General features: G+C 37.2%; 21 protein-coding genes. 19 read left to right on the top strand and 2 right to left on the bottom strand.

Annotation, left to right across the window (positions count from 1 at the left end; all coding sequences use genetic code 11):
- The first annotated feature begins 12 nt into the window (after nucleotides 1-12).
- Together BW951_RS13990 and BW951_RS13995 are read left to right on the top strand one after the other, a co-directional pair.
- A complete protein-coding gene (locus tag BW951_RS13990) occupies nucleotides 13-1,554 on the top strand; it encodes a protein adenylyltransferase SelO (RefSeq protein ID WP_076393890.1) in 1,542 nt (513 codons plus the stop codon).
- An 81-nt stretch (nucleotides 1,555-1,635) separates the two neighbouring features.
- Nucleotides 1,636-2,910 carry a DUF6080 domain-containing protein gene (locus tag BW951_RS13995; RefSeq protein ID WP_076394126.1) on the top strand — a complete coding sequence of 425 codons (1,275 nt, stop codon included), beginning with the start codon at nucleotides 1,636-1,638 and terminating at the stop codon, nucleotides 2,908-2,910.
- Nucleotides 2,911-3,010: 100 nt separating this feature from the next.
- On the opposite strand, the gene BW951_RS14000 is transcribed toward BW951_RS13995, so the two are convergent.
- Entirely contained in the window at nucleotides 3,011-3,550 is a 540-nt protein-coding gene (locus BW951_RS14000) for a sporulation protein (RefSeq protein ID WP_076393892.1), read from the bottom strand.
- A 184-nt stretch (nucleotides 3,551-3,734) separates the two neighbouring features.
- Here BW951_RS14000 and BW951_RS14005 point away from each other — a divergent pair, with 184 nt between their 5' ends.
- The 13 genes from BW951_RS14005 (at nucleotide 3,735) to ypfJ (ending at nucleotide 19,774) form a co-directional block, all read left to right on the top strand.
- Nucleotides 3,735-5,099: a c-type cytochrome gene (locus BW951_RS14005; protein WP_076393894.1), complete on the top strand. Its 1,365-nt coding sequence runs from the start codon at nucleotides 3,735-3,737 to the stop codon at nucleotides 5,097-5,099.
- Nucleotides 5,100-5,122: 23 nt separating this feature from the next.
- Nucleotides 5,123-8,182: a TAT-variant-translocated molybdopterin oxidoreductase gene (locus BW951_RS14010; protein ID WP_076393896.1), complete on the top strand. Its 3,060-nt coding sequence runs from the start codon at nucleotides 5,123-5,125 to the stop codon at nucleotides 8,180-8,182.
- Nucleotides 8,183-8,207: 25 nt separating this feature from the next.
- On the top strand, nucleotides 8,208-9,605 hold the full coding sequence (gene nrfD, locus BW951_RS14015) for an NrfD/PsrC family molybdoenzyme membrane anchor subunit (protein WP_027381049.1): 1,398 nt from the start codon (nucleotides 8,208-8,210) through the stop codon (nucleotides 9,603-9,605).
- Nucleotides 9,592-10,113, top strand: a complete 522-nt coding sequence (locus BW951_RS14020; protein ID WP_076393898.1) for a DUF3341 domain-containing protein — start codon at nucleotides 9,592-9,594, stop codon at nucleotides 10,111-10,113. Before nrfD ends, BW951_RS14020 begins: the two co-directional genes overlap by 14 nt.
- Nucleotides 10,106-10,822: a c-type cytochrome gene (locus BW951_RS14025; protein WP_076393900.1), complete on the top strand. Its 717-nt coding sequence runs from the start codon at nucleotides 10,106-10,108 to the stop codon at nucleotides 10,820-10,822. Before BW951_RS14020 ends, BW951_RS14025 begins: the two co-directional genes overlap by 8 nt.
- An 8-nt stretch (nucleotides 10,823-10,830) precedes the next feature.
- Nucleotides 10,831-12,162, top strand: coding sequence for a quinol:cytochrome C oxidoreductase (locus BW951_RS14030; protein ID WP_076393902.1), 1,332 nt, complete (start codon nucleotides 10,831-10,833; stop codon nucleotides 12,160-12,162).
- Between the two features lie 161 nt (nucleotides 12,163-12,323).
- The gene (locus BW951_RS14035; RefSeq protein WP_076393904.1) at nucleotides 12,324-13,337 is read left to right on the top strand and encodes a hypothetical protein; all 1,014 of its coding nucleotides are present in this window, start codon (nucleotides 12,324-12,326) and stop codon (nucleotides 13,335-13,337) included.
- 50 nt (nucleotides 13,338-13,387) lie between these two features.
- The gene (locus tag BW951_RS14040) at nucleotides 13,388-14,596 is read left to right on the top strand and encodes an NTF2-like N-terminal transpeptidase (protein ID WP_076393906.1); all 1,209 of its coding nucleotides are present in this window, start codon (nucleotides 13,388-13,390) and stop codon (nucleotides 14,594-14,596) included.
- Nucleotides 14,597-14,599: 3 nt separating this feature from the next.
- Nucleotides 14,600-15,136, top strand: a complete 537-nt coding sequence (locus BW951_RS14045) for an adenine phosphoribosyltransferase (protein ID WP_076393908.1) — start codon at nucleotides 14,600-14,602, stop codon at nucleotides 15,134-15,136.
- 240 nt (nucleotides 15,137-15,376) lie between these two features.
- The gene (locus BW951_RS14050) at nucleotides 15,377-16,072 is read left to right on the top strand and encodes a YfgM family protein (protein ID WP_076393910.1); all 696 of its coding nucleotides are present in this window, start codon (nucleotides 15,377-15,379) and stop codon (nucleotides 16,070-16,072) included.
- Between the two features lie 3 nt (nucleotides 16,073-16,075).
- Nucleotides 16,076-16,594 carry a 6,7-dimethyl-8-ribityllumazine synthase gene (gene ribH, locus BW951_RS14055; protein WP_076393912.1) on the top strand — a complete coding sequence of 173 codons (519 nt, stop codon included), beginning with the start codon at nucleotides 16,076-16,078 and terminating at the stop codon, nucleotides 16,592-16,594.
- A 162-nt stretch (nucleotides 16,595-16,756) separates the two neighbouring features.
- The gene (locus tag BW951_RS14060) at nucleotides 16,757-18,841 is read left to right on the top strand and encodes an LTA synthase family protein (protein WP_076393914.1); all 2,085 of its coding nucleotides are present in this window, start codon (nucleotides 16,757-16,759) and stop codon (nucleotides 18,839-18,841) included.
- 81 nt (nucleotides 18,842-18,922) lie between these two features.
- Entirely contained in the window at nucleotides 18,923-19,774 is an 852-nt protein-coding gene (gene ypfJ / locus BW951_RS14065) for a KPN_02809 family neutral zinc metallopeptidase (RefSeq protein WP_076393916.1), read from the top strand.
- Between the two features lie 55 nt (nucleotides 19,775-19,829).
- Here the strand turns inward: ypfJ and BW951_RS14070 are convergent, their stop codons facing one another.
- Nucleotides 19,830-20,684, bottom strand: coding sequence for a GLPGLI family protein (locus BW951_RS14070; RefSeq protein ID WP_076393918.1), 855 nt, complete (start codon nucleotides 20,682-20,684; stop codon nucleotides 19,830-19,832).
- A 273-nt stretch (nucleotides 20,685-20,957) separates the two neighbouring features.
- Between BW951_RS14070 and BW951_RS14075 the strand changes: the two genes are divergently transcribed.
- From BW951_RS14075 to sufC, 4 genes are all read left to right on the top strand, one after another.
- Nucleotides 20,958-21,287 carry a HesB/IscA family protein gene (locus BW951_RS14075; RefSeq protein WP_076393920.1) on the top strand — a complete coding sequence of 110 codons (330 nt, stop codon included), beginning with the start codon at nucleotides 20,958-20,960 and terminating at the stop codon, nucleotides 21,285-21,287.
- Nucleotides 21,288-21,368: 81 nt separating this feature from the next.
- Nucleotides 21,369-22,817, top strand: coding sequence for a Fe-S cluster assembly protein SufB (gene sufB / locus BW951_RS14080; RefSeq protein ID WP_076393922.1), 1,449 nt, complete (start codon nucleotides 21,369-21,371; stop codon nucleotides 22,815-22,817).
- A 152-nt stretch (nucleotides 22,818-22,969) separates the two neighbouring features.
- Nucleotides 22,970-23,350 (top strand): GxxExxY protein, encoded by a 381-nt coding sequence (locus BW951_RS14085; protein ID WP_076393924.1) that lies wholly within the window; start codon nucleotides 22,970-22,972, stop codon nucleotides 23,348-23,350.
- Between the two features lie 124 nt (nucleotides 23,351-23,474).
- Nucleotides 23,475-24,221 (top strand): Fe-S cluster assembly ATPase SufC, encoded by a 747-nt coding sequence (gene sufC, locus BW951_RS14090; RefSeq protein WP_076393926.1) that lies wholly within the window; start codon nucleotides 23,475-23,477, stop codon nucleotides 24,219-24,221.
- Nucleotides 24,222-24,287 lie beyond the last annotated feature (66 nt).

Here is a 24,287-nt window from a genome sequence, read left to right on the forward strand (position 1 = left end):
TACCTTTGAATTATGAATCTTGAAAACATACAACAATCCTTTATAAAAAAGTTTCCCGGAGATTTTTCCGGCAATACCCTACAGAGAAATACTCCGAAGGTTTTATTTTCCACTGTTCAGCCGGTTGGTTTTGATCATCCAGAGTTAATTGCCTTTAACGAAAAACTTTCAGAAGAAATCGGACTTGGAGCGCTTGAAGAAAAAGATCTTAATTTTTTGGCAGCAACACATCTTCCCGAAAATATCAAAACCTACTCCACTGCTTATGCGGGACATCAGTTCGGGAACTGGGCTGGACAATTAGGCGACGGAAGAGCCATTCTTGCCGGAGAAATTGAAAACAATTCAGGAAAGAAAAACGAAATACAGTGGAAAGGAGCCGGAGCAACTCCTTATTCCAGACACGCAGATGGAAGAGCCGTTTTAAGATCTTCGGTACGTGAATATCTGATGAGCGAAGCGATGTTTCATTTAGGAGTTCCTACAACCAGAGCATTGAGTTTGGCATTTACAGGAGAAGAAGTCGTAAGAGATATCATGTACAGCGGAAATCCTGAACTGGAAAAAGGAGCGGTAGTCATCAGAATCGCAGAAAGCTTCCTACGTTTCGGTCATTTTGAATTGATGTCTGCCCAACAGGAATACAAAACATTGCAGGAACTTGCAGATTATACCATTGATCATTATTTCAAAGAAATTTCTTCGGAAGGAATTCAGAAGTACAAAGATTTCTTCGAAAATGTATGCAGAAGAACAGCAGATCTTATGGTAGAATGGTATCGTGTAGGATTTGTTCATGGAGTAATGAACACAGATAATATGTCGATTTTAGGTTTAACGATCGATTATGGACCTTATTCGATGATGGATGAATATGATTTAAATTTCACTCCGAATACCACCGATCTTCCCGGAAGAAGATATGCTTTCGGAAAACAGGGACAGATTTCCCAATGGAACCTATGGCAATTGGCAAATGCACTTCATCCTTTAATTAAAGATGAAAAGTTTCTGGAAGATGTTTTAAATGATTACGGAAGCTATTTCTGGGAATCGCACGACAGAATGCTGTGCAGAAAATTCGGTTTTGATCAATTGTTAACCAGCGATGAAAAATTCTTTACCACATGGCAAAGTCTGATGCAGGATCTTCAATTAGATTATACCTTATTTTTCAACGAACTCGAAAAATATGATGACCAGAAAGATCTCAGATTGCAATTTGAAAATGTCTCTTACACATTTTTAAATGATGAGAAACTTTCGAAACTGGAGGATTTTATGAAAGCTTATCAGTCAAGACTAGAAAAAAATATTATTTCAAGGGAAAAATCTTTGGAAATCATGCATAAAGCCAATCCTAAATTTATTTTAAGAAATTATCTTCTCTACCAGTGCATTGAGGAAATTAATGACGGAAAAACAGAAATGCTGAAAAAATTAACCCACGCTTTAGAAAATCCGTACCACACTGTTTATCCGGAATTTTCAGCAAAAAGACCTTCAGATTATGATGATGTATCGGGATGTTCAACGCTTTCGTGCAGCTCTTAATTTTAAAATCATAAAAATCAATACAAAAACTCATCAGATTTGGTGGGTTTTTTATTTTACTTTTGCAGAAAGTTTTTGCAGGTGTCAAAATTCAAAACAAAATTTATCCATTTTTTCAAATTGCTTTTTCCGTCGACGGGAATTGAACTTATTGTTTTTCTTTTCTTTCTCGTCGCTTACGGATATATGGGATCATACATTGCGATTCATCACAAAATTATCTTTGACGGAAGAATTCCCTGGGATGCGTATTTCAGCTTCGACAACAAATCTATTGTGATGACCGGCGGAAGTTTTGAAAGACACCCGCTTTCCTACTATTTTTTTAATTGGATCCGAGAACTGGCTTTACTTTTCTCTAACGGAAAAATGGATGGAAATTTCCGTTTCGCTTTAGCCTGGATGAGTAATCTTGCCGTAAGTTTAAGCATTCTTCAGGTGTTTAAATATCTTAAAAATATTATCCGTCTTCCTTTAGTTTTAAACCTTTTACTAATTCTGTTTTTCGGAGCATTTTCAACGAATATTCTCCTTTCTTTCACTCCGGAAAACTTTACCTACACTTTATTTTTCCTGACCCTCTTTCATCATTATTCAGCTATAAAATTAAAGAAAGAGAAGAAAATTCCGGCTTTAGCATTAGCTTTTTCAGGGGTTACCATCGGAGGCTTAACGGTAACGAATATTGTTAAAGTCTTTATTCCCGTCGCTTTTGAAAAGGGAGTTTTCAGAAACTGGAAAAAATTTGGGAATGCGGTTTTCAGAGGACTTTTTACCTGCGTCTGCTTTGTTTTATTATACTTAAACCGAATCGATTTTAAATATCAGAATATATTCAGCAAAACCAATGAACAGTACGAAAAATTCTCCAATGTAAATTCTACTCCTACATGGGATATGATCCTTTCGTACTTTTTCGGGGGAAATATACTTTTTTCAAATTTCCTGATCCGCGATAAACATAACATGAGCGGTTACCACTATAAAGGGATTATAATGACTGTTTATTCATCATGGATTCCTTATATTTTTATTGCCGTTTTATTGATCCTGATTTGTTGGAGTTATTTTAAAAATTTCAGAAATAAACTCGTTCAGGTTCTCATGATTTCTTTTCTGTTTGACGTTATCATTCACTGTGTTATGAGATTCGGACTTCACACGTCATACATCTACGGAGGTCATTTTGTTTTTGTGTATCCACTGTTATTAGGATGGCTATTTCATTACTACAGGCAATCACCAAAAATTCTGTCTTTTTTAACGGTGATCTTCCTCATTTTATTTGCTTATCTCATCACTAATAATTATTTAAGGATGACTGAATTCTTTTGGTTTTTAAATAAATTTTATTAAAATTTTACTTTTTATTTTGAAAAATTAAAATTCAAAATCAATAAAAAAAAGCTGAGAAATAATTTTTCCCAGCTTTTTACTTTATGCTAAATAATTTCTACTATTTTGCTTCCGCACAGAAAATTCTGTACTGTACTGCAAGCGCAGATTTAAAATATTCTCTCACTCTGGAAAGGTCAGAAGCCGCACTTTGTTTTGTGAAATAACTCCCCGCTAAAATTTTATAATTCGGTCTTAAAGAAGCATCCGTTTCCACTTTCAGGTTAGGAAATCTTTTTCTGAAATAAGCCTTTACCTCATTGGCTTCCTCATTACTTTTTACCGTTGTAATCTGAATTTTATACCCTAAAATTCTTGGATTTTTTCTGCATATCTCAGCGTTGGTAAGTTCCCTGTTCGGAACATAAATTTTAGTTGGTTTTGAAGGGCTGTAATCTTCGTCATCTTCCCTTGAAGAAGTTGCCAAAGTTGTTTTGGAACACTTATCCTCTATGCTTTCCAGAGCCGCATTCACCTTAGAATCCATCGTCATGGTAAGTTCCGTTCCCGCCAAAGTATCTTTCCTTACAACTTGTTGTGCATCAACACCATAAAATGCAAGCACAGACAGCATCGAAATTATTTTGATTAAATTTTTCATTTAAACTTGTTTGCGCAAATTTATACAAATTAAAAAATTATACCAAACATGGTTATTTAGAATAATTACAAATTAAACGGAAATGACATTTTCCCCTTTCCATATACCGTTAAATTCCTGTTAAAAATATTATTTTTGCGGGATTGATTGAATGTTCAATATTTACTAACATAAGATAATTTAAATGATTAGTTGGAGAAAGCATTATAGACAGACGTTGATCGCAATAGGCTTATTGCTATCGACCAGTGCTTCAATTTACGGGCAGGACGGCGATCCTAAGAATGGTGAGAAGCTTTTCAAAGCGAATTGTACTGCATGTCACGCACTAGACAAGAAACTGGTAGGTCCTGCTCTTGGAGGAGTAGTTGAAAGACTGAAAAAAGATCAAAATCTAGACATTGACTGGTTTCAAAAATGGATAACCAACAATGAAAAACTTAGAGCTTCCGGAGACAAGTATGCCAATGAAGTATACGAAGCCAACGGAAAAGCGGCAATGCAGGTTTTTGAAGGGAAACTTTCAGAAAAAGATATCAACGATATCTTGGCATACACCTCAAATCCTCCGGCTGAAGAGCCTAAAAAGGATGATGCAAAAGCAACAGCAGCAACAACTGATCAGGCTGCTCCTGCAAACAACACTACAACAAGCGTAGTAATCATTTCACTTTTAGCAATCGCAGCGCTATTGGTTTGGATTCTGGTAAAATTAAGACAGTTGGTAAAACTGGGTCAGTCTGAGGACTTAGCCGGTCTTAATGAAACAAGAGTAAAATCTTTCAGCGAAATCTATGCAAAATATCACTATGTAGGAAAAGGATTAATCGCAATCCTTGCGCTTCTGGCAACTTACGGAATCTGGAACTGGATCATGTGGATCGGGGTTTACAAAGGATATAAGCCGGAACAGCCTATTTATTTCTCACACAAAATTCACGCTGGAGAACAGAAAATCGACTGTCAGTTGTGTCACTCCAGTGCCAAATACGGAAAAGTATCTGAAATCCCTTCTATGAACGTTTGTATGAACTGCCACAGAACAATTTCTGAATACAACGCAGATCACTACATGGAGCCAGGAAAAGATAAGGCTTTCTATGACGGAGAAATCAAGAAAATCTATGCCGCTACAGGTTGGGATCCTGAAAAACAACAGTACACAGGAAAAACTCAGCCGGTTGAATGGACTAGAATCCACAACATGCCGGACTTCGTATACTTCAACCACGCACAGCACGTAGTAGCAGGTGAACAGGCAATCATCAATTCTTTCAACAAAAAGAACCCTAACAACAAAATTGATGTTGTATGTAAAGCTTGTCACGGAAAAATCGATACAATGAATGTTGTTCAGATGGCTAACGACTTTACAATGGGATGGTGTATCGAGTGTCACAGAACTACAGAAGTTGACATGAACAACGGTTATAATAAAGAATACTTCAAAAATCTACACGACAAGTTGAAAAAACAATACCCTAAAGATGGTGGTAAGATTACGGTAGATGCTATTGGAGGTCTTGAGTGTGGTAAATGTCATTATTAATAACTAAAAATTAGAAGTATCAAATGGCTTCAAACAAAATACAATTCAGAAGTATTCACGAACTTAAAGATCCGGCTTTAAACAATAAGCTGGCTCAGAAAGAGTTCCAGGAAGAAATTCCGGTAGAAGATTTCCTTGATGATGCGGAAAAAAACGGTTCCGCAACCTCAAGAAGAGATTTCTTAAAACTATTAGGTTTCTCTACTGCAGCAGTAACACTGGCTGCCTGTGAAGCTCCGGTAATCAAAACGATTCCTTATGTGGTAAAGCCGCATGAAATCATTCCGGGGATTCCAAACTATTACGCTTCAACGTATTTCGACGGTTTCGATTTCGCAAGCGTATTGGTAAAAACAAGAGAAGGAAGACCTATCAAAATTGAACCAAACCCGGCAGCAGGAGATTTAGGTAAAACAAATGCAAGAGCTCAGGCAAGTGTACTTTCTCTTTATGATAATGATAAAGTAAAGCAGCCTAAATTTGAAGGGAAAGACGAAACTTTCGACAAAGTAGACAGCTTCGTTATCAAAGGACTGGATGAGGCTAAAGCAGCAGGTAAAAGAATTGTTTTACTATCTCATTCTTTTGCATCCCCTACTTTCAAAAAATTATTTGCTGAATTTAAAGCTAAATATCCTACAGCAGAACTAGTAACATATGATGCTTATCCTTATGCTGCAGCATTAGACGCGGCTCAGGAAGTTTTCGGAACAAGAGCATTACCAATTTACGATCTTAAAGGAACTGAATTGGTGGTTGCATTCCAGGCTGACTTCTTAGGAGATTACAATGCGGGAGGTTTAGAATCTTCTTACGCAGTGGCAAGAACTCCGGGAAAAAATATGTTGAGACACGTTCAGGTTGAATCCAATATGTCTTTAACAGGAGCAAACGCAGATTCAAGAATCAGACTAAAACCAAGCCAGATAAACAAAACTTTAGTTGAAGTTTATAATGCAATCGTTGGTGGCGGTACATCAGATAAAACAGCATCTGAAATTGCAAAAGAATTATTGGCAAAAGGAAGCAAAGCAGTTGTTTTCGCTGATGGTTCTAAAGGAGCTCAGGTTTTAGCTCACTTAATTAACCAAAAATTAGGATCAGTAGCTTTCACCGGGAAAGCAAACTTCTTAAAAGATTTTGACAAAGCAAGATTCGAGGAATTCCTTGGATGGGTGAACGGAGGACAGGTTGGTGTATTGATCGCTAACAATGTAGATCCTATTTACTCTTACCACAAAGGAGAAGATTTCAAAAAATCGTTATCTAAAGTTCCTTATGTAATCGCTGTTGCAGATAAGAAAAATGAAATGTACAAAGCAGCGAAAGCTGTAATTCCTGTAGCCAACTGGCTGGAATCTTGGGGAGATATCGAACCACAGACAGGAGTATATTCATTAATGCAGCCTACGATCCAGAAAATCTACAAATCAAGACAGATTGAAGAATCTTTATTGGTTTGGAAAAACGGTAAAAACAATGCTGCTAATAATTATTATGATTATTTAAAAGCAAATGCTACTTCTATCTTAGGAGCAACTTCTTTCAACAAAGCTTTATATAACGGTATCAATGCTTCATCAAATGCGACAACATTATCGTACGCAGGAGGAAACGGTGCACAGGCTGTTGCTGAATTAAGCGGCTTCAAACCTTCAGATTTAGAATTGGTATTGTATACGAAGACAGCAATGGGAGACGGAACTCAGGCAAACAACCCTTGGTTACAGGAATTACCGGATCCAATCACAAGAATGTCTTGGGATAACTACTTAACAATGTCTCCGAAAGACGCAGAAAGATTGGGTATTGATAACGATCTTAACGCAAGAATGCAGTTAGACGGTTCTCTTGTAAACCTTACTGTAAACGGAGTAACAATAAAAGACGTTCCTGTATTTGTACAACCGGGACAAGCAGACGGATCAGTAGGTCTTGCGCTTGGATACGGTAAGAAAAACTCAGGAGCTACGGCAGATACCGGTGTAAATGCTTATCCTTTATTCGATGGTTCTAACTTAGTTGTTTCTAATGTTAAAATCGAGAAAACAGGAGAAGATCACGAATTTGCAGGTATCCAGCTTCAGAATACATTAATGGGACGTTACGAAATTGCTAAAGAAGTACCTTTGGCTGATTTCTTAAACGTAGCATTTGATGATGAACACGACGGATGGAACAAACCTTTGGAGTATCACACCATCAGCGGAGCTCTTCCAGCAAGAAAAATTGACCTTTGGGATGCTTTTGATGATACAGACGGACCTCACTTTAACTTATCAATTGACCTGAACTCTTGTACTGGTTGTGGAGCATGTATCATTGCTTGTCAGGCAGAAAACAACGTTCCGGTTGTAGGAAAAGAAGAAATGAGAATGTCGAGAGATATGTACTGGTTAAGAATTGACCGTTACTATTCATCAAGACAGAAGGTAGAAGTTTATGAAGGATTAAAAGAAGGAATGGCTGTACCGGAATTGTATGGTACTGCGTTCGGAGACGGTGGAGCATTGAACCATCCGGCTGACAATCCTGATGTAATCTTCCAGCCGGTAATGTGTCAGCACTGTAACCACGCACCTTGTGAAACAGTATGTCCGGTAGCGGCAACTTCACACGGTAAGCAGGGACAAAACCACATGGCTTATAACAGATGTATCGGTACAAGATATTGTGCAAACAACTGTCCTTATAAAGTAAGACGTTTCAACTGGTTTACTTATAACCTGAATGACAAGTTCGATTTCAACATGAATAACGATCTTGGAAGAATGGTTCTGAACCCGGATGTTGTGGTAAGAACGAGAGGGGTTATGGAGAAATGTTCTATGTGTATCCAAATGACTCAGACTACTATTCTTGAAGCTAAAAAAGAGAATAGAATCGTGAAGGACGGAGAGTTCCAGACAGCTTGTTCTAAAGCTTGTTCTACAGGTTCAATCAAGTTCGGAGATATGAATGACAAAGAATCTGAAGTGAGAAAGCAATATGCTTCAAACAGAAGATATTATTTACTGGAGGAGATCGGAACAAAACCAAATGTGTTCTATCACACTAAAGTAAGAAACAGAGTAGAAAAATAAAGTTTAAATAATAAATAGGTAAAAAATGTCAGGACATTACGAAGCTCCGATAAGGGAACCTCTAATTATTGGTCACAAAACTTATCACGATATCACGGAAGATATTGCACGACCTATCGAAGAAAGAGCAGGTAAATTATGGTGGATTTCATTATATGCAGCCTTAGTTCTATTCATCTATGGATTCGGATGTATCGCTTACACTATCGGAACAGGTATTGGAGCATGGGGACTAAACAGAACTATTAACTGGGGATGGGATATTACTAACTTCGTATGGTGGGTTGGTATCGGTCACGCCGGAACCCTAATCTCAGCGGTATTATTATTATTTAGACAGAGATGGAGAATGTCTGTAAACAGATCTGCAGAGGCGATGACGATCTTTGCGGTTGTACAGGCGGCAATCTTCCCGGTTATCCACATGGGTAGAGTTTGGGTAGGATATTGGGTATTCCCTTTACCAAACCAGTTCGGTTCTCTTTGGGGGAACTTCAACTCTCCTCTACTTTGGGACGTATTTGCGATCTCTACGTATTTCTCGGTATCAACAGTATTCTGGTTCATGGGATTGATCCCTGACTTTGCAATGATCAGAGACAGAGCGAAGACACCTTGGACTAAGAAAATTTATACATTCCTTGCATTCGGTTGGGGTGGTAAAGCAAAACACTGGCAAAGATTCGAAGAACTATCTTTGGTTCTTGCAGGTTTAGCAACTCCGCTTGTATTCTCTGTACACACTACCGTATCTTTTGACTTCGCAACTTCGGTTATTAAAGGATGGCACTCCACAATTTACCCTCCTTACTTCGTTGCCGGTGCGATCTTCTCAGGATTCGCAATGGTACAGACGCTATTGTTAGTTGCAAGAAAAGTATGTCACCTTGAAGATTACATCACTATGTATCATATCGAAATTATGAACATCGTAATCATCTTAACAGGTGGTATGGTAACGGTAGCTTATGCCACTGAATATTTCATCGGATGGTATTCAGGATCAAGATTTGAAGATTTCACATATCTTTCTCCTGGTGCTGCTGTTGGACCTTACTGGTGGGCTTTCTGGTCACTAATTATCTGTAACCTTGTTGTTCCTGCTTCTTTCTGGTTCAAGAGACTAAGAACGAACATTATCTGGACATTCATCGTTGCATTAATCATCAACATCGGTATGTGGTTTGAGCGTTTCGACATCATCGTTATCAACCTTTCAAGAGATTACTTGCCTGGTTCTTGGACGATGTTTAAGCCAACAATCATTGATGTGGGAGTATATTTAGGAACAATCGGATTCTTCTCTGTATTATTCTTATTATACGCAAGAACATTCCCTGTAATTGCACAGGCTGAATTAAAATCGATTTTGAAAATCTCAGGTGAAACTTATAAAGCAAAAGAAGGAGATGAGCACCACTAAAATTGTATACGGACTTTATGCGGACGACGACGATTTAATGAACGGCGTTAAAGCATTCAACGATAAAGGAATCAAAATAAACGAAGTGTATACTCCGTTTCCGGTTCACGGACTAGATAAAGCTTTAGGATTAAAGAAAACAAGAATTTCTGATGCCGCTTTCATCTACGCTTGTTATGGAGTTACAATCGGTGCTACTCTTACATGGTATGTAATGAACCACGACTGGCCTCAGAACATTGGGGGTAAACCAGCTTTCGACTGGGCTCACAATATGCCGGCTTTCGTAGTACCTATGTTCGAACTTATGGTATTCTGCGCAGCACACATGATGTCATTAACTTTCTTGGTAAGAAACAAAATGTATCCAGGAGCGCCTGCACAAAACCCGGATCCAAGAACAACGGATGATAAATTCTTAATGGAATTTGTAACTGAAGATGTAGAATCTGTAAAGCAGTTGCTTATTGAAACTGGAGTTGAAGAAATAACTGTTAAAGATGCTTAAAATGAAAAAGAATGTATTAAAAATTACAGCAGTTTTAGGTTTAACAACAGTTTTACTTAACTCTTGCGGACCAAAAGAGAACACTCCGCTGGTCTATTTCCCGGATATGTATTTTCCGGTAGCATACGATCCATTGATGAAAGCTCAGGATGCTTATTCAGATCATGAAAATGAAATTCCTGCTTTTGTTAAAAATAATTTTGCAACAGGTCTTTCTCCTGTAGAAGGATCCGTAGCTCAAAATAAAGATGGTGTTTTCGAAGAAGGATTACTTCCAAAAACACCGGATGAATACAATGCTGGTTATGATGCTTCAAAAACAGTAACAGGCTCTCCTTTAAACCCAGCAAACGCTGCAAAAGATCTTGAAAGAGGAAAAAGCCTTTTCGAGAAAACATGTTCAGCTTGTCACGGTGTAGGAGGAGACGGACAAGGGCCAATCGTTCAGTCCGGAGCATTCTCTGGTGTACCAAACTATGCAGACAGAGATATTACTGTAGGATCTGTTCATTATGTAATAACCAACGGTAGAAACGCAATGGGATCTTATGCAGGACAACTTAGCGCTGGAGACAGATGGAGAGTTGCCATGTATGTAATGGATGCTTTCAAAAAAGGAGCTGCAGCACCTGCGGCGGCTACAGCAACAGCTACGACAGCGGCTGCCCCTGCGAAATCTGAAACGATGACTACCGAAACTAAAAAATAAGAAAAGAAATGTATAGTTTTTCACCAAAATTAAAATCAACTTCTATAATCCTTCTTGTTGTAGGTTTAGTTCTTTTTGCTGTTGGTTTCTTTATGAATAAAGGAATTACTACTGAAAAAATAGAACATATGATGGAGGCGGTTCATGCTTCTGGTCATACGGCGCCTACACATTCTAGTGAAATGGTAGGACCTCAGGATCACGCAGCTCACCTTGAGCATGCTACTCTTCAGGTTCACAACCAGCCTTTAGCGGCAATACATTTTGTAGCTGTATTTTTCTTTGGAGTAAGCTGCTGCGTATTATTCTTCTATTCTATTCAGCACGCTGCACACGCAGGTTGGCCAATTATCATTACAAGAGTAATGGAAGCTATTGCTTCTTATATTCCTTACGGTGGTGCTATTCTAATCATTCTAATGATTTTAAACATCACACACCAAGGTCACCTTTTCCATTGGATGGATCCGGAATTAACAGACCCAAATTCTGCTCATTTCGATGTGATCTTATTTGAAAAAAGAATTTTCTTAAATATCCCTTTCTATGCAGTAAGAACTTTCATCTATGTATTAGGTGCTTCTTTCTTCGCTTGGAAACTGAAAGCTCAGTCTAAAAAAGTAGACGAAACAAAATCAAGAGTAGAATATCAAATGCTTTACAGATGGGCAGTAGGATATATCGCATTCTTCGGTTTTGCTTCTGCAGCTTGGGCTTGGGACTGGTTGATGTCTATTGATCCTCACTGGTATTCTACCATGTATATCTGGTATTCAATGGTGAGCTGCCTTTCAAGTGGTATTGCGGTAATTATTCTTTTAAGTGTTTATTTAAAGAAAAACGGATTCCTTCCACAGTTCAACGATAACCACTTACATGATTTAGGAGTATTCCTTTTCGCGACAAGTATGCTTTGGACGTATACATGGTTTGCACAGTTCATGCTATACTGGTACGCAAACATTCCGGAAGAGGTTAACTATTTCTTCGGAAGATTCCAGCACTACTCTCCTACTTTCTTACCAATGCTTATTGTAAACTTCTTATTACCGTTATTGGTACTAGTAAGCAGCAGCATCAAGAGAAACTACAAAGTGGTTACAACAATGGCAGTAGTCGTAATTTGTGGTCACATCTTAGATTACTTCAACATGGTAATGCCGGGAACAGTAGGACCATACTGGAAAACTCCTGAAGTATTCATCTTAATCTTAGGAGCAATCTTATTCGTAGTTGGATTATTTATGTTCACTGTGCTTTCAGCATTATCTAAACTTAAACTGATCCCTACAGGTAACCCTTACCTTCACGAATCTGAAATTTATGAATATCCTTTCTAAGGAATTTGTAACAAGATAAAAACAAAAAAGACTGATTGTAATGATCAGTCTTTTTTTTGCTTTTTTGTGCAGAAATAAAAAAAACAATGCAACCTTTTTAAGTTTTCGTTGTCATATAATCAAAGAATGATTTAACTAAAAAAACATTAATTGTATCAATCATGAAAAAAAATCTCCTGTTATTATTTTTAACAATCCTCGTAAACTTCATCAATGCACAAAGTATCACTTTCGTTTCAGAAAAAACCAATAAGCCCCTTCCTAAGGTTTCTGTGTTTGGGAAAGACGGGAGCATTTTAGCTTATTCGGATATCGACGGAAAAATCGACAGGCAGTCCATAAAACCGGATCAGGAAAAGTTTCAGCTCATCTACGATAATATGTCTGTTGCTACTTTGTCCTATGCGGATTTCGACAAAGAAATTATTAAAGTGGATGACAGGGTAAAAGATATCGAACGTGTTGTCATAAAAAATAACAAACCCGCAAAATACATTTTTGTAAAAGGAAATTTTAACACTTACGTTACCGTAAACAATAAACTAAACTGCTACACAGACGGAATCATTACTTACATTTTTGATAATAAAACAAAAAAACTGAAAAGTGCCAATGTAGAACAATACAGAGCATTCAGGATTGAAGATAAAAATGTTGATAAAAAACTGACAGCTTCTTTTGATTATGGTAAAATGATGAATGTTCCTGAGATGAAAGATGTCGGAAATATTCAGGAATATAAAAAAAAGAATGCCGTCATTAAAGAACTGAAAGGAGACCGGAAAGATCAGATCGAAATTGCTCACAGTGCTTTACAGGAAAAAGAAGTAAATTTTTTAGGATACCGTTTTTACGATGTAAGAGTAATCTCAAATGCTTCTTACGAAAAAGAAAGCAGTAAGACCTTAAGAGAGCTTCTGGAATTTAACGACATTCGATTTATCAAATTAAAACACAAAAGTGAACCGGACTACAATCAGTTGATTTACTACAGCAATTTTTATCCTGCAGAAATAGAATTCAGAGACAATAATGATATCGAAAGTGTAAATTTGAATACCAGTAAAAGCAGCTATACAACTAAATACTGGGAAGATTCATCTTTTCCGAATATGCAGACTGTTTTCAGTTCGTTTTTCAGAGATCAGCTCAAAGAGCAACAAAATAAAAAATAAAACCCGCTATTAATAAAGGTTTTATTATTTTTGTGGTAAACCGAAAAAAAATGAAAAAGTTTTCTTTTCTACTAATTTTCAGCCTGTTGCTTTTCACAGCATGCAAGAAAGATCATGTAGATGCTACCAATACTAAAACCTTGCAGGCGAGTATCAATGATATGACGGCAAGTTTACCTACCATTAAACAGATTAAATTTAACGAAGCACTTTACATCCTAAAAACTTTCGGTGTGGAAGCCGATGGCGATTTTGCCGAACTGAAAGCTTTAGGACAACTGATTGACGGAAAAAAAGTGCCCGAAATTATGGCAATGGCAGATCAGGTAGCCCAGAAAAACGGAATCGAATGGGCAAGTACAGCGCCGCCTTCATTAGGAGCATTAGGAGAAATGAACATCTTCGGAAACGAAACAGCTAAAGAAAGCGACCCGAATGACGTAAAAGCCAATTCATTAAGTATTACCACAAGACCGACTGGAGATGACGGAACAGGTGCGCCTACTGCGCTTCAGATCGTTCCGAGATTAGTTGATAACGCAGGAAATCCTGTATCCTTTACAGGAGCAGGTCTGGAAGCAACGCTGGAAGTTTTCAGCAATGGAGTAAAGCTTTCTACGGCAAAAAATTTAATGCAGGATAACAATTTCAAAGGATTTAATTTAAAATTCTCTTCACTTCCTGCAGCTCAGGTTGTTGATAATAAAATCGACATCACAGTTTCTGTAAAAACAACAGCAAAAACTTTCAAAATGACAAAAATCGGATTAGACGTAAATCCTCTTTTACTGAAAGTTCCGGCTGCACCGAAAGTAGATTCAACAGCAGTTATTCAGGATCCCGCTGTAATCGATCCGAATAATCCGAATGCAACGGTTCCTTCCACAACAGATCCAAATGCAGCCACACCTACAACTCCTGCAGCACCAAAACAGCCAGCTTCAGATCCGAAAAGTACCGTTTCAGGATTTTTAAATAACGTAAGCGCTCAAAACCTAAAAGCTGCGTACAACTCTGCAAGCAACCCGAGTTGGGGAAGCTATGAGTCATTCTCAAACCCGACTTCAGGATTTGGTTCGGTGAAAAACGTAAGCGTAAAAAACATCACCACCAATGCTTCCAATGCAACTTCTGCAAGTGTGAGTGCAACGTATGATGTAACGGATAAAAGTGGAAAAACAACTTCGCTGAGAGCAACTTTCGGACTTAAAAATGTAAACGGAGACTGGAAAATTTCCAGCTACAAAATCAATCCATAAAAAATGGCATCGCAGCAGCTCATCACAAAACTGGAAGAAACCATTGAAAATATACCTGATTTTCCGATTCCGGGAATTCAGTTTAAGGACATCTCTCCTATTTTCCTGAACCCGAAACTGTATGAAGAGGTGATTGCAGATCTGGTACAATTCAGCAAAGGAAAAGTTGATGCAGTCTGCGGAATTGAAAGCAGAGGTTATCTTTTCGGGATTGCCATCGCTGTTGCATTAGAAGTTCCTTTTATTTTAATCCGAAAAGCAGGAAAACTTCCGCCACCCGTCATTTCAGAAAAATATGATCTGGAATACGGAAGTGCTGTTATCGAAACCCGAGAAGGACAGTTAAAATCCGGACAAAGAGTCCTGATTCATGATGATCTTTTAGCAACGGGAGGAACAACAGAAGCTGCCGCTAAATTGGTTGAAAAACAAGGCGCAACCGTTTCCCAATTCAGTTTCCTAATTGGATTAAAAGATTTAAAAGGCGAAGAAAAACTGAAGAAATTTAATGCAGAAATTTATCATATTTTAGAATATTAAACTGAATTAAATTAGATGCTTCGACAAGCTCAGCATGACAACGCTAATAATTTAACGTTACATCAATATATATAGTATCAGAGATGTCATGCTGAGCTTGTCGAAGCATCTTTTTAGTAAATTCACGATTCATAATTAACAATTCTACTTGATTAATTCAAATAAAATCAACAATACGCACAAAGTATTTTGTAAATCATTCAGAAACAATTAAATTTGCATTTCAATTTTTAATAATTTATGGCAAAAATTACAAACGAGCAGGAAGGTAAAGAAACGGTTGAGTTTTTTAAAGATCTTGACAGAGAAGCTTTAAACACAGAAAGGTTCCTTGAAAAATATTCAAAACCTTTGGGAATTGTTTTCGGACTACTTATTTTAGGGGTTCTTGGTTTCTTCGGTTACAAACAATTTGTTGTAGCTCCTAAAAATGCAGAAGCTGTAAAAAGTTTCCTGGCTGCTCAGAAAAATCTTGCTGACGGTAAAGATAAAGAAGCTTTAGGCGGAAAATCTGCTGCAAATCCGGGTTTCTTAGGAACTTATAACGAATATTCTGCAACCAACGTAGGAAAGCTTTCAGCTTACAACGCTGGATTGGTGAAATTCAAGGAAGGAAAGTTTCAGGAAGCTTACGATCTTTTAGACAGTTTTTCATCCGACAACAAAACGTTGATGGCAATGAAATACGGAGCAATGGCAGATGCAAAATCCGGTCTTAACAAAAATGATGAAGCACTTCAGTTATTAGACAAAGCGGCTTCAGCTTCAGACGATCCTTACACAACGTATTATTTTACAAGAAAAGCAGGTATTTTAGCTTTAGGATTAAAGAAAAATGCAGAAGCTAAAAAGTATTTTGCAACAATCGACGAAAAATATCAGGACTACGACAACGGAATGTCTGATTCTTATATTGAAATGACTAAATATTACTAAACAATGGCAACAGTTAATCTTTCTGATTACAAGCCACTTAACATAACCAATGCCGATGATTTTTCTATCGGCATTGTTTTTTCTGAGTGGAATGATTTTGTAACCTACAATCTTCGTGATGCAGCTCTGGAAATTCTTCAAAAAGAGGGAGTAAAATCTGAAAAAATTTCTCTTTTTCCGGTTCCGGGAGCGTTTGAGTTAAGCTATGCAAGTATGCAGCTTTGTAAAGAACGAACCTTTGATGCAGTAATTGCGATCGGATGTGTGATCCGTGGAGAAACACCACATTTCGACTATGTCTGCTCCGCAGTTGCACAGGGAATTAAAGATTGTAATGTTCTGACGGATACTCCGACGATTTTCTGTGTTTTAACAGACGATACAAAAGAACAGTCGATTGCGAGAAGCGGCGGCGATCTTGGGAACAAAGGAGTTGAAGCGGCTGTTACGGCTCTGCAAATGATTGATTTTAAAAAGAATCTTTCCGGCAGAAAAGGAAATATCGGATTTGGAAATTCGTAATTTTCCGAAGTGAAAAATATTTAAAAAGGACTATTCTTCAATAGTTCTTTTTTTGTCCCAGAAAGTTATCTCCCGAATATATATTGTGGTATTTTAAAAAAATATACGCTCAAGTAATATTCAATACTTATTTTTGTAAGAATTCATATTCAAATCATAACAATGTTTGTTCAGAAAACAAAACCATTTCTTTATTTAGGAATCTTTTACCTTATCATTTCTTTAATCATAAGGATTGTATTTTTCTTCCATCCCATTACCACAGCCAGTTTTGGAGTGTTTGAAATTTTAAAAATAATTTTGGTGGGTGTTCTCAATGATGCTTTGGTTTTTATTTTAGCCAGTACCTTTTTAGCCCTCTATTTTTTATTTCTCTCCAATTCAAAATATCAGAAACCTTACGGACAGATTATTTTGGGAATTTTAGTGCTCTTTTTCCTGTACATCCTTCTGATTCCGAACAATATCTTCAAACAATATGGTGGCTCAGTTGCAGAAATTGCTCTGGCTTTTATCGGGTTAAAAATTATATGCTTCGCATTAATGCTTTTCCTCCCAAAACAACGTTTGAAAATAAGAAACATACTTTATTTCATAACCCTGTTTCTGTATGTTTTACTCATCGTATTCAACGCAGTAAGTGAATATTTCTTCTATAACGAATTCGGATTGAGATACAATTTCATCGCGGTAGATTATCTCATCTATACCAACGAAGTGATTGGAAACATCATGGAAAGCTATCCCGTTGTTCCTCTTTTCTCAGCAATTTTTATCGTAACACTTTCCATTACATTCTTCATTTTTAAGAAAACAAAAAAAGAACTTTCAGATCTTCCGAATCTGAAACAGAAATTTATTTTACTGGGATCGTTTATTCTTCTGGTAGGAGTAAGCTTGTTCGGATTAAATTTCACAACAAAGATTAAAGGAAACAGCGTTTTTGAAGAAGAGATTCAGGCAAACGGTCTTCCGAAATTCTATTGGGCATTTACCCACAACGAGCTGGATTATTTCCAGTTTTATCCAGAAATCAATCAGAGTCAGGCAGAAAAAAACTTTTTAAGCCAGTTTGCGCCGCCTGTTCTGAAAAGAAATATTCTTTCTGCGGAACCGGAACTGAAAAAAAATGTGGTTTTAATTTCTATTGAAAGTTTATCGGCAGATTTTCTAGCACATTATGGAAATACGCAGAAAATCACTCCTTTTTTAGACAGTTTAGCCGATAAATCATTAATGTTCACCAATCTTTACGCTACCGGAAACAGAACCGTTCGTGGTCTGGAAGCATTAACGCTCTGTATTCCGCCTACAGCCGGAGAAAGCATTATTAAAAGAGAGAACAACAAAAACAAATTTACCACAGGAAGTGTTTTCAAATCGAAAGGATATGATGTAAAATTTTTGTACGGAGGATACAGCTATTTCGATAATATGCAGGATTTCTACGCCGGAAACGGTTATGACATTGTCGACAGAAATAATTTCAAGCCGGAAGAAATCACGTTTGCAAACGTTTGGGGCGTTGCCGATGAAGACATGGCAAAAAAAGCCATCCAAACCATGAATGCCGAAGCAAAATCCGGAAAGCCTTTCTTCAATCATTGGATGACAGTTTCCAACCATAGACCTTTTACCTATCCTGAAGGAAAAATTGATATCCCCGGAAATGCAAAATCCCGTGAAGGCGGTGTAAAATACACAGATTATGCTTTGAAAAAATTCTTCGAAATGGCTAAAAAACAGAACTGGTATAAAAATACGGTCTTCGTGGTCATTGCAGACCATTGCGCTTCCAGTGCAGGAGATACAGAACTTCCAATGGATAAATACCGAATTCCTGCGATGGTTTTCTCGGAAGGATTTATCCAGCCGCAGAAATTTACCCAAACCATGTCTCAGATCGATGTGATGCCAACTGTTTTAGGTTTGCTGAATTTCAGTTATCAATCGAAATTTTTAGGTCAGGACGTTTTCAGCAAAGAATTTCAGCCGAAAGCTTATGTAGCAACGTATCAGGATTTAGGATTTGTAAAAGATAATTATTTAACGGTTATTTCTCCTTTAAGAAAAATTAAGCAATACGCTTTGGTCCAGCAGAAAAACAATCTTGCTCCGGAATTTAATATTTATTTTGATGAAAATCCATTAAAGGAAAAAGAACAGAACAAACCGATGGTGGATGCAACGATTTCAGCATATCAGTCGACTTCTTTCTGGCTGAAAAAAAATCAGCTGAATCGATAAATATTTTGAAAATATCATAATCCGCACAAAAATTGTATGGTTTAAATTTTTAAATTTACCAACAAATAAAAAATACAAACTATGAGATGGACTGACGACAGAGGTGGTAATGTGGAAGACAGACGTGGACTTGGCGGCGGAGCCGTTGTAGGAGGCGGACTGGGAACGCTTATTATTGCTGCAATTATATTCTTTTTGGGAGGTGATCCTTCCTCGATTCTTTCTTCGGGAGCGGGTTCCGGATCTCCGAGAACGGAGCAGAGAGAACTGACTGCGGAAGACAAAAAAATCGGAGAAATGGTAGACATGATGGGAAAATGGAACATCACGACATGGGATCAGGTTTTTCAGGAAAACGGAATGCAGTATACTCCACCGAAAATTATCCTTTTTTCGGAAACCACACAATCCGGCTGCGGAGTGGCACAGTCTGCAATGGGACCGTTTTACTGTCCTGCAGATCAGTCTGTTTACATGGACATGAGCTTTTTTAATGAACTACAGCAAAGATTCGGAGCTAAAGTAACGGAATTTACGGTAGCCTATGTTTTGGCGCATGAAGTGGGACATCATGTTCAGACGCTTTTAGGAACAACGCAAAAAGTAGATCAGCTAAGAAGAAGCGGAAAATATTCTGAAGCAGAAATGAACAGGGTTTCTGTTGCCACAGAACTTCAGGCAGATTTTTACGCAGGAGTGTGGGCAAGAAGAACGGATGCAGAAAAGCACATTCTTGAACCCGGAGATATTCAGTCGGCTATTGAAGCGGCTGAAGCGGTAGGTGATGATAATATCCAGAGAAGATCACAGGGATACGTTAATCAGGAAAGTTTTACGCACGGATCCTCTGCGCAGCGTAAAGAATGGTTTATGAAAGGATATAACACCGGAGACATCCGACAGGGAGATACTTTCAACCAGCTTTTGAAATAATTATTTAAATCAGCCAAATAAAAAACCCTGAAGAACCAATCTTCAGGGTTAATTTTTATTGTAATTCTATCGGGTTACTGTTTCTTTTTGCTTCCTCTTTTACTCTTTCTTCCATCCGTTTTCTGAAATCTCCGGAATTTCCTCCTCCGAATCCACCACCGCCACGGTTTCCACCACCGCCGTCAATTCTCATCGGCGCACCCATTCCGCCGCCCTGCGTCATAAATGACATCGGGTCTTCCATAAACTTTTTCTGCTGTTTTACATAATCGCCTCTTTTTACTTTAATGGTATTTCCGAACTGATTCATTGTTGGGAAATCTGCGATTTTATAATTTTTCATTAAGTCGAAAGAATATTCTCCTTTATCGTCTTCTACTTTCACAATAAGTCCCGGAAGTCCACCAAATTTATATGGTCCGTCCTGATAAGGCAGATCTGTGGTAAACCAAGCCGTCCATTTTCTTCCTCCAAAATCCGTTTCTGCTTTCTGAACTTTATAATCTCCGATTTTTGTGGTTTCCGAAGAAATTTTCCAGTTGATCGGGCGGTCTTCCTCGTAAGTATAAATATCTCTTCCGATTCTGTCTTTGAACGTCATTTTCTGGCTTTTCTTATCTTTTTCAACAGAATAATTGATGTTGGATCGTAAAGCTTCCATCTGATCCCTGTTAAAACCTCTTGCTCCTCCACTTTGCATGGCAGCCTGAATCACAGAATCTCTTTTAATTCTGTTTTCGGAATAAAAAACAGATTTTTCCGGAGAAATGTCCAGATACGCATTTTCTGTTTTCGTATCTGTTTTATTGGACGCATCGGGTTTCATCGTCACCTGATATACAAATCTGTTGGTCTGTGCAAAAGCCGTCTGCATGAACAAAGCCAAAGCAAGAATGCCTAATTTTTTCATTTATAGTATATTTTTATTGTAAACTGTAATTTTAAAGACTACACAAAAAAACAGTGAAATCTTTGTTTTATTTATAGATTTAAAATCCCGATCAAAGTTAAATCAAAAACAGGCTTTACGACGTTTATTAAGAAAATTTAAATATTTTTAACCGTAAATTTATCACTGAAATACATCTATTAAGAACAGAATCATCAAAATAGATATCTTCGATTTGAGATTGCGGAAATTAGTTCGTATTTTTGCATCATTAAATCATTCTAAATAAATACAATGATAAAAGTATCAGATCAAGCAAAAGCAAAAGCCATTCAGCTGATGACAGAGGACGGTTTTAAGCCTTTTGAAGACTATATAAGAGTTGGGGTGAAAAGCGGAGGATGCTCTGGTTTAGAATATGTTCTTAAGTTTGACAACGAAAAAACAGATACCGACCAGATTTTTGAAGACAATGATATCAAAATTATTGTAGATAAAAAATCAATCCTCTATTTAGCAGGAACCATTCTTGAGTATTCGGGAGGTTTAAACGGAAAAGGATTTGTTTTTAACAATCCGAATGCATCCAGAACTTGCGGATGCGGTGAGAGTTTTTCTTTGTAAAAAAAGACATTGGATGCAGATTTCAGATTTGGATAAAAAATCAGATCTGAAATCTGTCTTCTAAAATCTTAAAAAAAAATAATGAATAAATATACTGAAGACGATCTAAGAGTCGATCTGGAAAATAAAAAATACGAATTCGGCTGGGAAACAAAAATCGACTACGAAGATTTCCCAACGGGTTTAAATGAAGACATCGTCCGTGCAATTTCTGCTAAAAAAGAAGAGCCGGAATGGATGACGGAATGGCGTCTGGAATCTTTCAGAATCTGGCAGAAAATGACGGAGCCGGACTGGGCAAATATTAAATATGAAAAGCCGGATTTTCAGGCGATTAAATATTATGCTGCGCCAAAAGTAAAACCTGAGCTGGAAAGTCTGGACGAAGTAGATCCTGAATTACTGAAGACATTCGAAAAATTAGGAATCAATATTGAAGAACAGAAAAGACTTTCAGGTGTTGCCGTAGATATTGTAATGGATTCCGTTTCTGTAAAAACAACGTTTCAGGATACTTTGATGGAAAAAGGAATTATTTTCTGCTCCATTTCCGAAGCAATAAAAAACCATCCTGATTTAGTAAGAAAATATCTTGGAAAAGTAGTTCCGAGAGGAGATAATTTCTATGCAGCTCTTAATTCTGCAGTATTTTCTGACGGAAGCTTCTGCTACATTCCGAAAGGCGTAAGATGTCCGATGGAATTGTCTACGTATTTCAGAATCAATCAGGCAGGAACAGGTCAGTTTGAAAGAACGCTTGTGATTGCGGATGAAGGAAGCTATGTTTCTTATCTGGAAGGTTGTACAGCACCGTCAAGAGATGAAAACCAGCTTCACGCAGCGGTTGTTGAGCTGATCGCAATGGATGATGCTGAAATTAAATATTCCACCGTTCAAAACTGGTATCCGGGAAATGAAGAAGGAAAAGGAGGGGTTTTCAATTTCGTAACCAAAAGAGGACTTTGTGAAAGAAATGCAAAAATCTCATGGACTCAGGTTGAAACCGGTTCTGCGGTAACATGGAAATATCCGTCTTGTATTCTGAAAGGAGATCATTCCATCGGTGAATTCTACTCTATCGCCGTTACGAATAATCACCAATATGCAGATACAGGAACCAAAATGATCCACATCGGTAAGAATACCAAATCTACCATCATTTCCAAAGGTATTTCCGCAGGAAAATCCAATAATTCCTACAGAGGTCTTGTAAAAGTAATGCCTTCTGCAAAAGGAGCAAGAAATTTCTCTCAGTGCGATTCTTTACTGATGGGAAATGAATGTGGAGCTCATACTTTCCCGTATATTGAAATTAAAGATCCGACTGCACAACTGGAGCACGAAGCAACGACTTCAAAAATCGGGGAAGACCAGATTTTTTACTGCAACCAGAGAGGAATTGATACAGAAAGAGCTATTGCTCTGATTGTAAACGGTTTCAGCAAAGAAGTTTTAAATAAACTGCCAATGGAATTTGCTATTGAAGCTCAGAAACTACTTGAGATTTCATTAGAAGGTTCTGTGGGATAATTTTATTTTATCGCAAAGCTAAACTAAGATTTTTTAGTCGCTTACTATTTATTCTCAAGATAAACAAAGGCGCTAACGCTTAGGAAAGTGATACAAAGTTTTTAAATTGAATTCCTACAATTAACTTGTGTATCTTTGCGAAAATTATACAAATGACAGAAAATGAAATTTCAAAAATTGTTTTTGAAAGTGGATTAAAAATTCACAGAAAATTAGGAATAGGCTTGTATGAAAGCATTTATGAAGAATGTTTATTTTATGAATTGAAAAAAGCCGGGATTAATGTGGAAAAGCAAAAATCTCTCAATATTCAATACGAAGAACTATTTTTAGAAAATGCTTTCAGAATGGATTTACTAGTTGAAAACAAAGTGGTTTTAGAGATAAAATCTGTTGAAAATTTAACCAATTTTCACGCTGCACAAATAAAAAATTATGTAAGACTTGGAAATTATAAGTTAGGAATGCTTATCAATTTCAATTCTCAACTTTTTAAAAACGGAGTTATGAGAATTGCAAATGGTCTTGATTAATTTCAGATATAAATGTAATTAAACAAATAGTATTTCATTGATAAGCGTTAGCGCCTTTGTTTATCTTATAAAAGCAAAGGAAGATTAAAAAATCTTAGTCTAGCCTTGCGATAAATTTAAACGTATGTTAGAGATAAAAAACTTACACGCCAAAATTGAAGACGGCGACAAAGAAATTTTAAAAGGAATTAATCTTGAAATAAAGCCGGGTGAAGTTCACGCCATTATGGGACCGAACGGAGCCGGAAAATCTACGCTTTCTTCTGTTATCGCAGGAAAAGAAGATTATGAAGTTACACACGGAGAAATTATCTTCGGAGGTGAAAACATCATCGAAGATGCTCCTGAAGAAAGAGCCCACAAAGGAATTTTCCTTTCTTTCCAGTATCCGGTAGAAATTCCGGGCGTTTCTGTAACCAACTTCATCAAAGCAGCGATGAACGAAAACAGAAAAGCTAACGGATTGGGAGAAATGCCGGCAAAAGAGATGTTGGCAATGATTCGTGAGAAATCTGAAAAATTAGGCATTAAAAAAGATTTCCTTTCAAGATCTTTAAACGAAGGGTTTTCCGGAGGTGAAAAGAAAAGAAACGAAATTTTCCAGATGATGATGCTGGATCCGAAACTGGCTATTTTGGATGAAACAGATTCCGGATTGGACATTGATGCGTTAAGAATTGTTGCAGATGGTGTAAATGCTTTCAAAAACGAAGGGAATGCAGTTCTTCTGATTACCCACTATCAGAGATTGCTGAACTATATTCAGCCTGATTTTGTTCACGTTTTAGCCAACGGAAAAATCATCAAAACCGGTGATAAATCTCTTGCGTTAGAGCTTGAAGAAAAAGGGTACGACTGGCTTTTAAATTAATTAAAAGATTAAAAAATTCAGAGATTTTATTTGATCTCTTAGTTTAACAATTTCAGCCAAACAAAA

The organism is Chryseobacterium gambrini (assembly GCF_900156825.1).
GTDB lineage: Bacteria > Bacteroidota > Bacteroidia > Flavobacteriales > Weeksellaceae > Chryseobacterium > Chryseobacterium gambrini.

What these genes read in the sequence shown, in the direction of transcription:
- BW951_RS14085 (WP_076393924.1), top strand. Translation starts at nt 22,970, where the DNA reads ATGACAGAAAATGAAATTTCAAAAATTGTTTTTGAAAGTGGATTAAAA.
- BW951_RS14000 (WP_076393892.1), bottom strand. Translation starts at nt 3,550, where the DNA reads ATGAAAAATTTAATCAAAATAATTTCGATGCTGTCTGTGCTTGCATTT.
- BW951_RS14060 (WP_076393914.1), top strand. Translation starts at nt 16,757, where the DNA reads ATGTTTGTTCAGAAAACAAAACCATTTCTTTATTTAGGAATCTTTTAC.
- BW951_RS14030 (WP_076393902.1), top strand. Translation starts at nt 10,831, where the DNA reads ATGTATAGTTTTTCACCAAAATTAAAATCAACTTCTATAATCCTTCTT.
- BW951_RS14045 (WP_076393908.1), top strand. Translation starts at nt 14,600, where the DNA reads ATGGCATCGCAGCAGCTCATCACAAAACTGGAAGAAACCATTGAAAAT.
- BW951_RS14075 (WP_076393920.1), top strand. Translation starts at nt 20,958, where the DNA reads ATGATAAAAGTATCAGATCAAGCAAAAGCAAAAGCCATTCAGCTGATG.
- BW951_RS14035 (WP_076393904.1), top strand. Translation starts at nt 12,324, where the DNA reads ATGAAAAAAAATCTCCTGTTATTATTTTTAACAATCCTCGTAAACTTC.
- BW951_RS14005 (WP_076393894.1), top strand. Translation starts at nt 3,735, where the DNA reads ATGATTAGTTGGAGAAAGCATTATAGACAGACGTTGATCGCAATAGGC.
- sufC (WP_076393926.1), top strand. Translation starts at nt 23,475, where the DNA reads ATGTTAGAGATAAAAAACTTACACGCCAAAATTGAAGACGGCGACAAA.
- BW951_RS14010 (WP_076393896.1), top strand. Translation starts at nt 5,123, where the DNA reads ATGGCTTCAAACAAAATACAATTCAGAAGTATTCACGAACTTAAAGAT.
- sufB (WP_076393922.1), top strand. Translation starts at nt 21,369, where the DNA reads ATGAATAAATATACTGAAGACGATCTAAGAGTCGATCTGGAAAATAAA.
- BW951_RS14070 (WP_076393918.1), bottom strand. Translation starts at nt 20,684, where the DNA reads ATGAAAAAATTAGGCATTCTTGCTTTGGCTTTGTTCATGCAGACGGCT.
- BW951_RS14025 (WP_076393900.1), top strand. Translation starts at nt 10,106, where the DNA reads ATGCTTAAAATGAAAAAGAATGTATTAAAAATTACAGCAGTTTTAGGT.
- BW951_RS14020 (WP_076393898.1), top strand. Translation starts at nt 9,592, where the DNA reads ATGAGCACCACTAAAATTGTATACGGACTTTATGCGGACGACGACGAT.
- ypfJ (WP_076393916.1), top strand. Translation starts at nt 18,923, where the DNA reads ATGAGATGGACTGACGACAGAGGTGGTAATGTGGAAGACAGACGTGGA.
- ribH (WP_076393912.1), top strand. Translation starts at nt 16,076, where the DNA reads ATGGCAACAGTTAATCTTTCTGATTACAAGCCACTTAACATAACCAAT.
- BW951_RS14040 (WP_076393906.1), top strand. Translation starts at nt 13,388, where the DNA reads ATGAAAAAGTTTTCTTTTCTACTAATTTTCAGCCTGTTGCTTTTCACA.
- BW951_RS13990 (WP_076393890.1), top strand. Translation starts at nt 13, where the DNA reads ATGAATCTTGAAAACATACAACAATCCTTTATAAAAAAGTTTCCCGGA.
- nrfD (WP_027381049.1), top strand. Translation starts at nt 8,208, where the DNA reads ATGTCAGGACATTACGAAGCTCCGATAAGGGAACCTCTAATTATTGGT.
- BW951_RS14050 (WP_076393910.1), top strand. Translation starts at nt 15,377, where the DNA reads ATGGCAAAAATTACAAACGAGCAGGAAGGTAAAGAAACGGTTGAGTTT.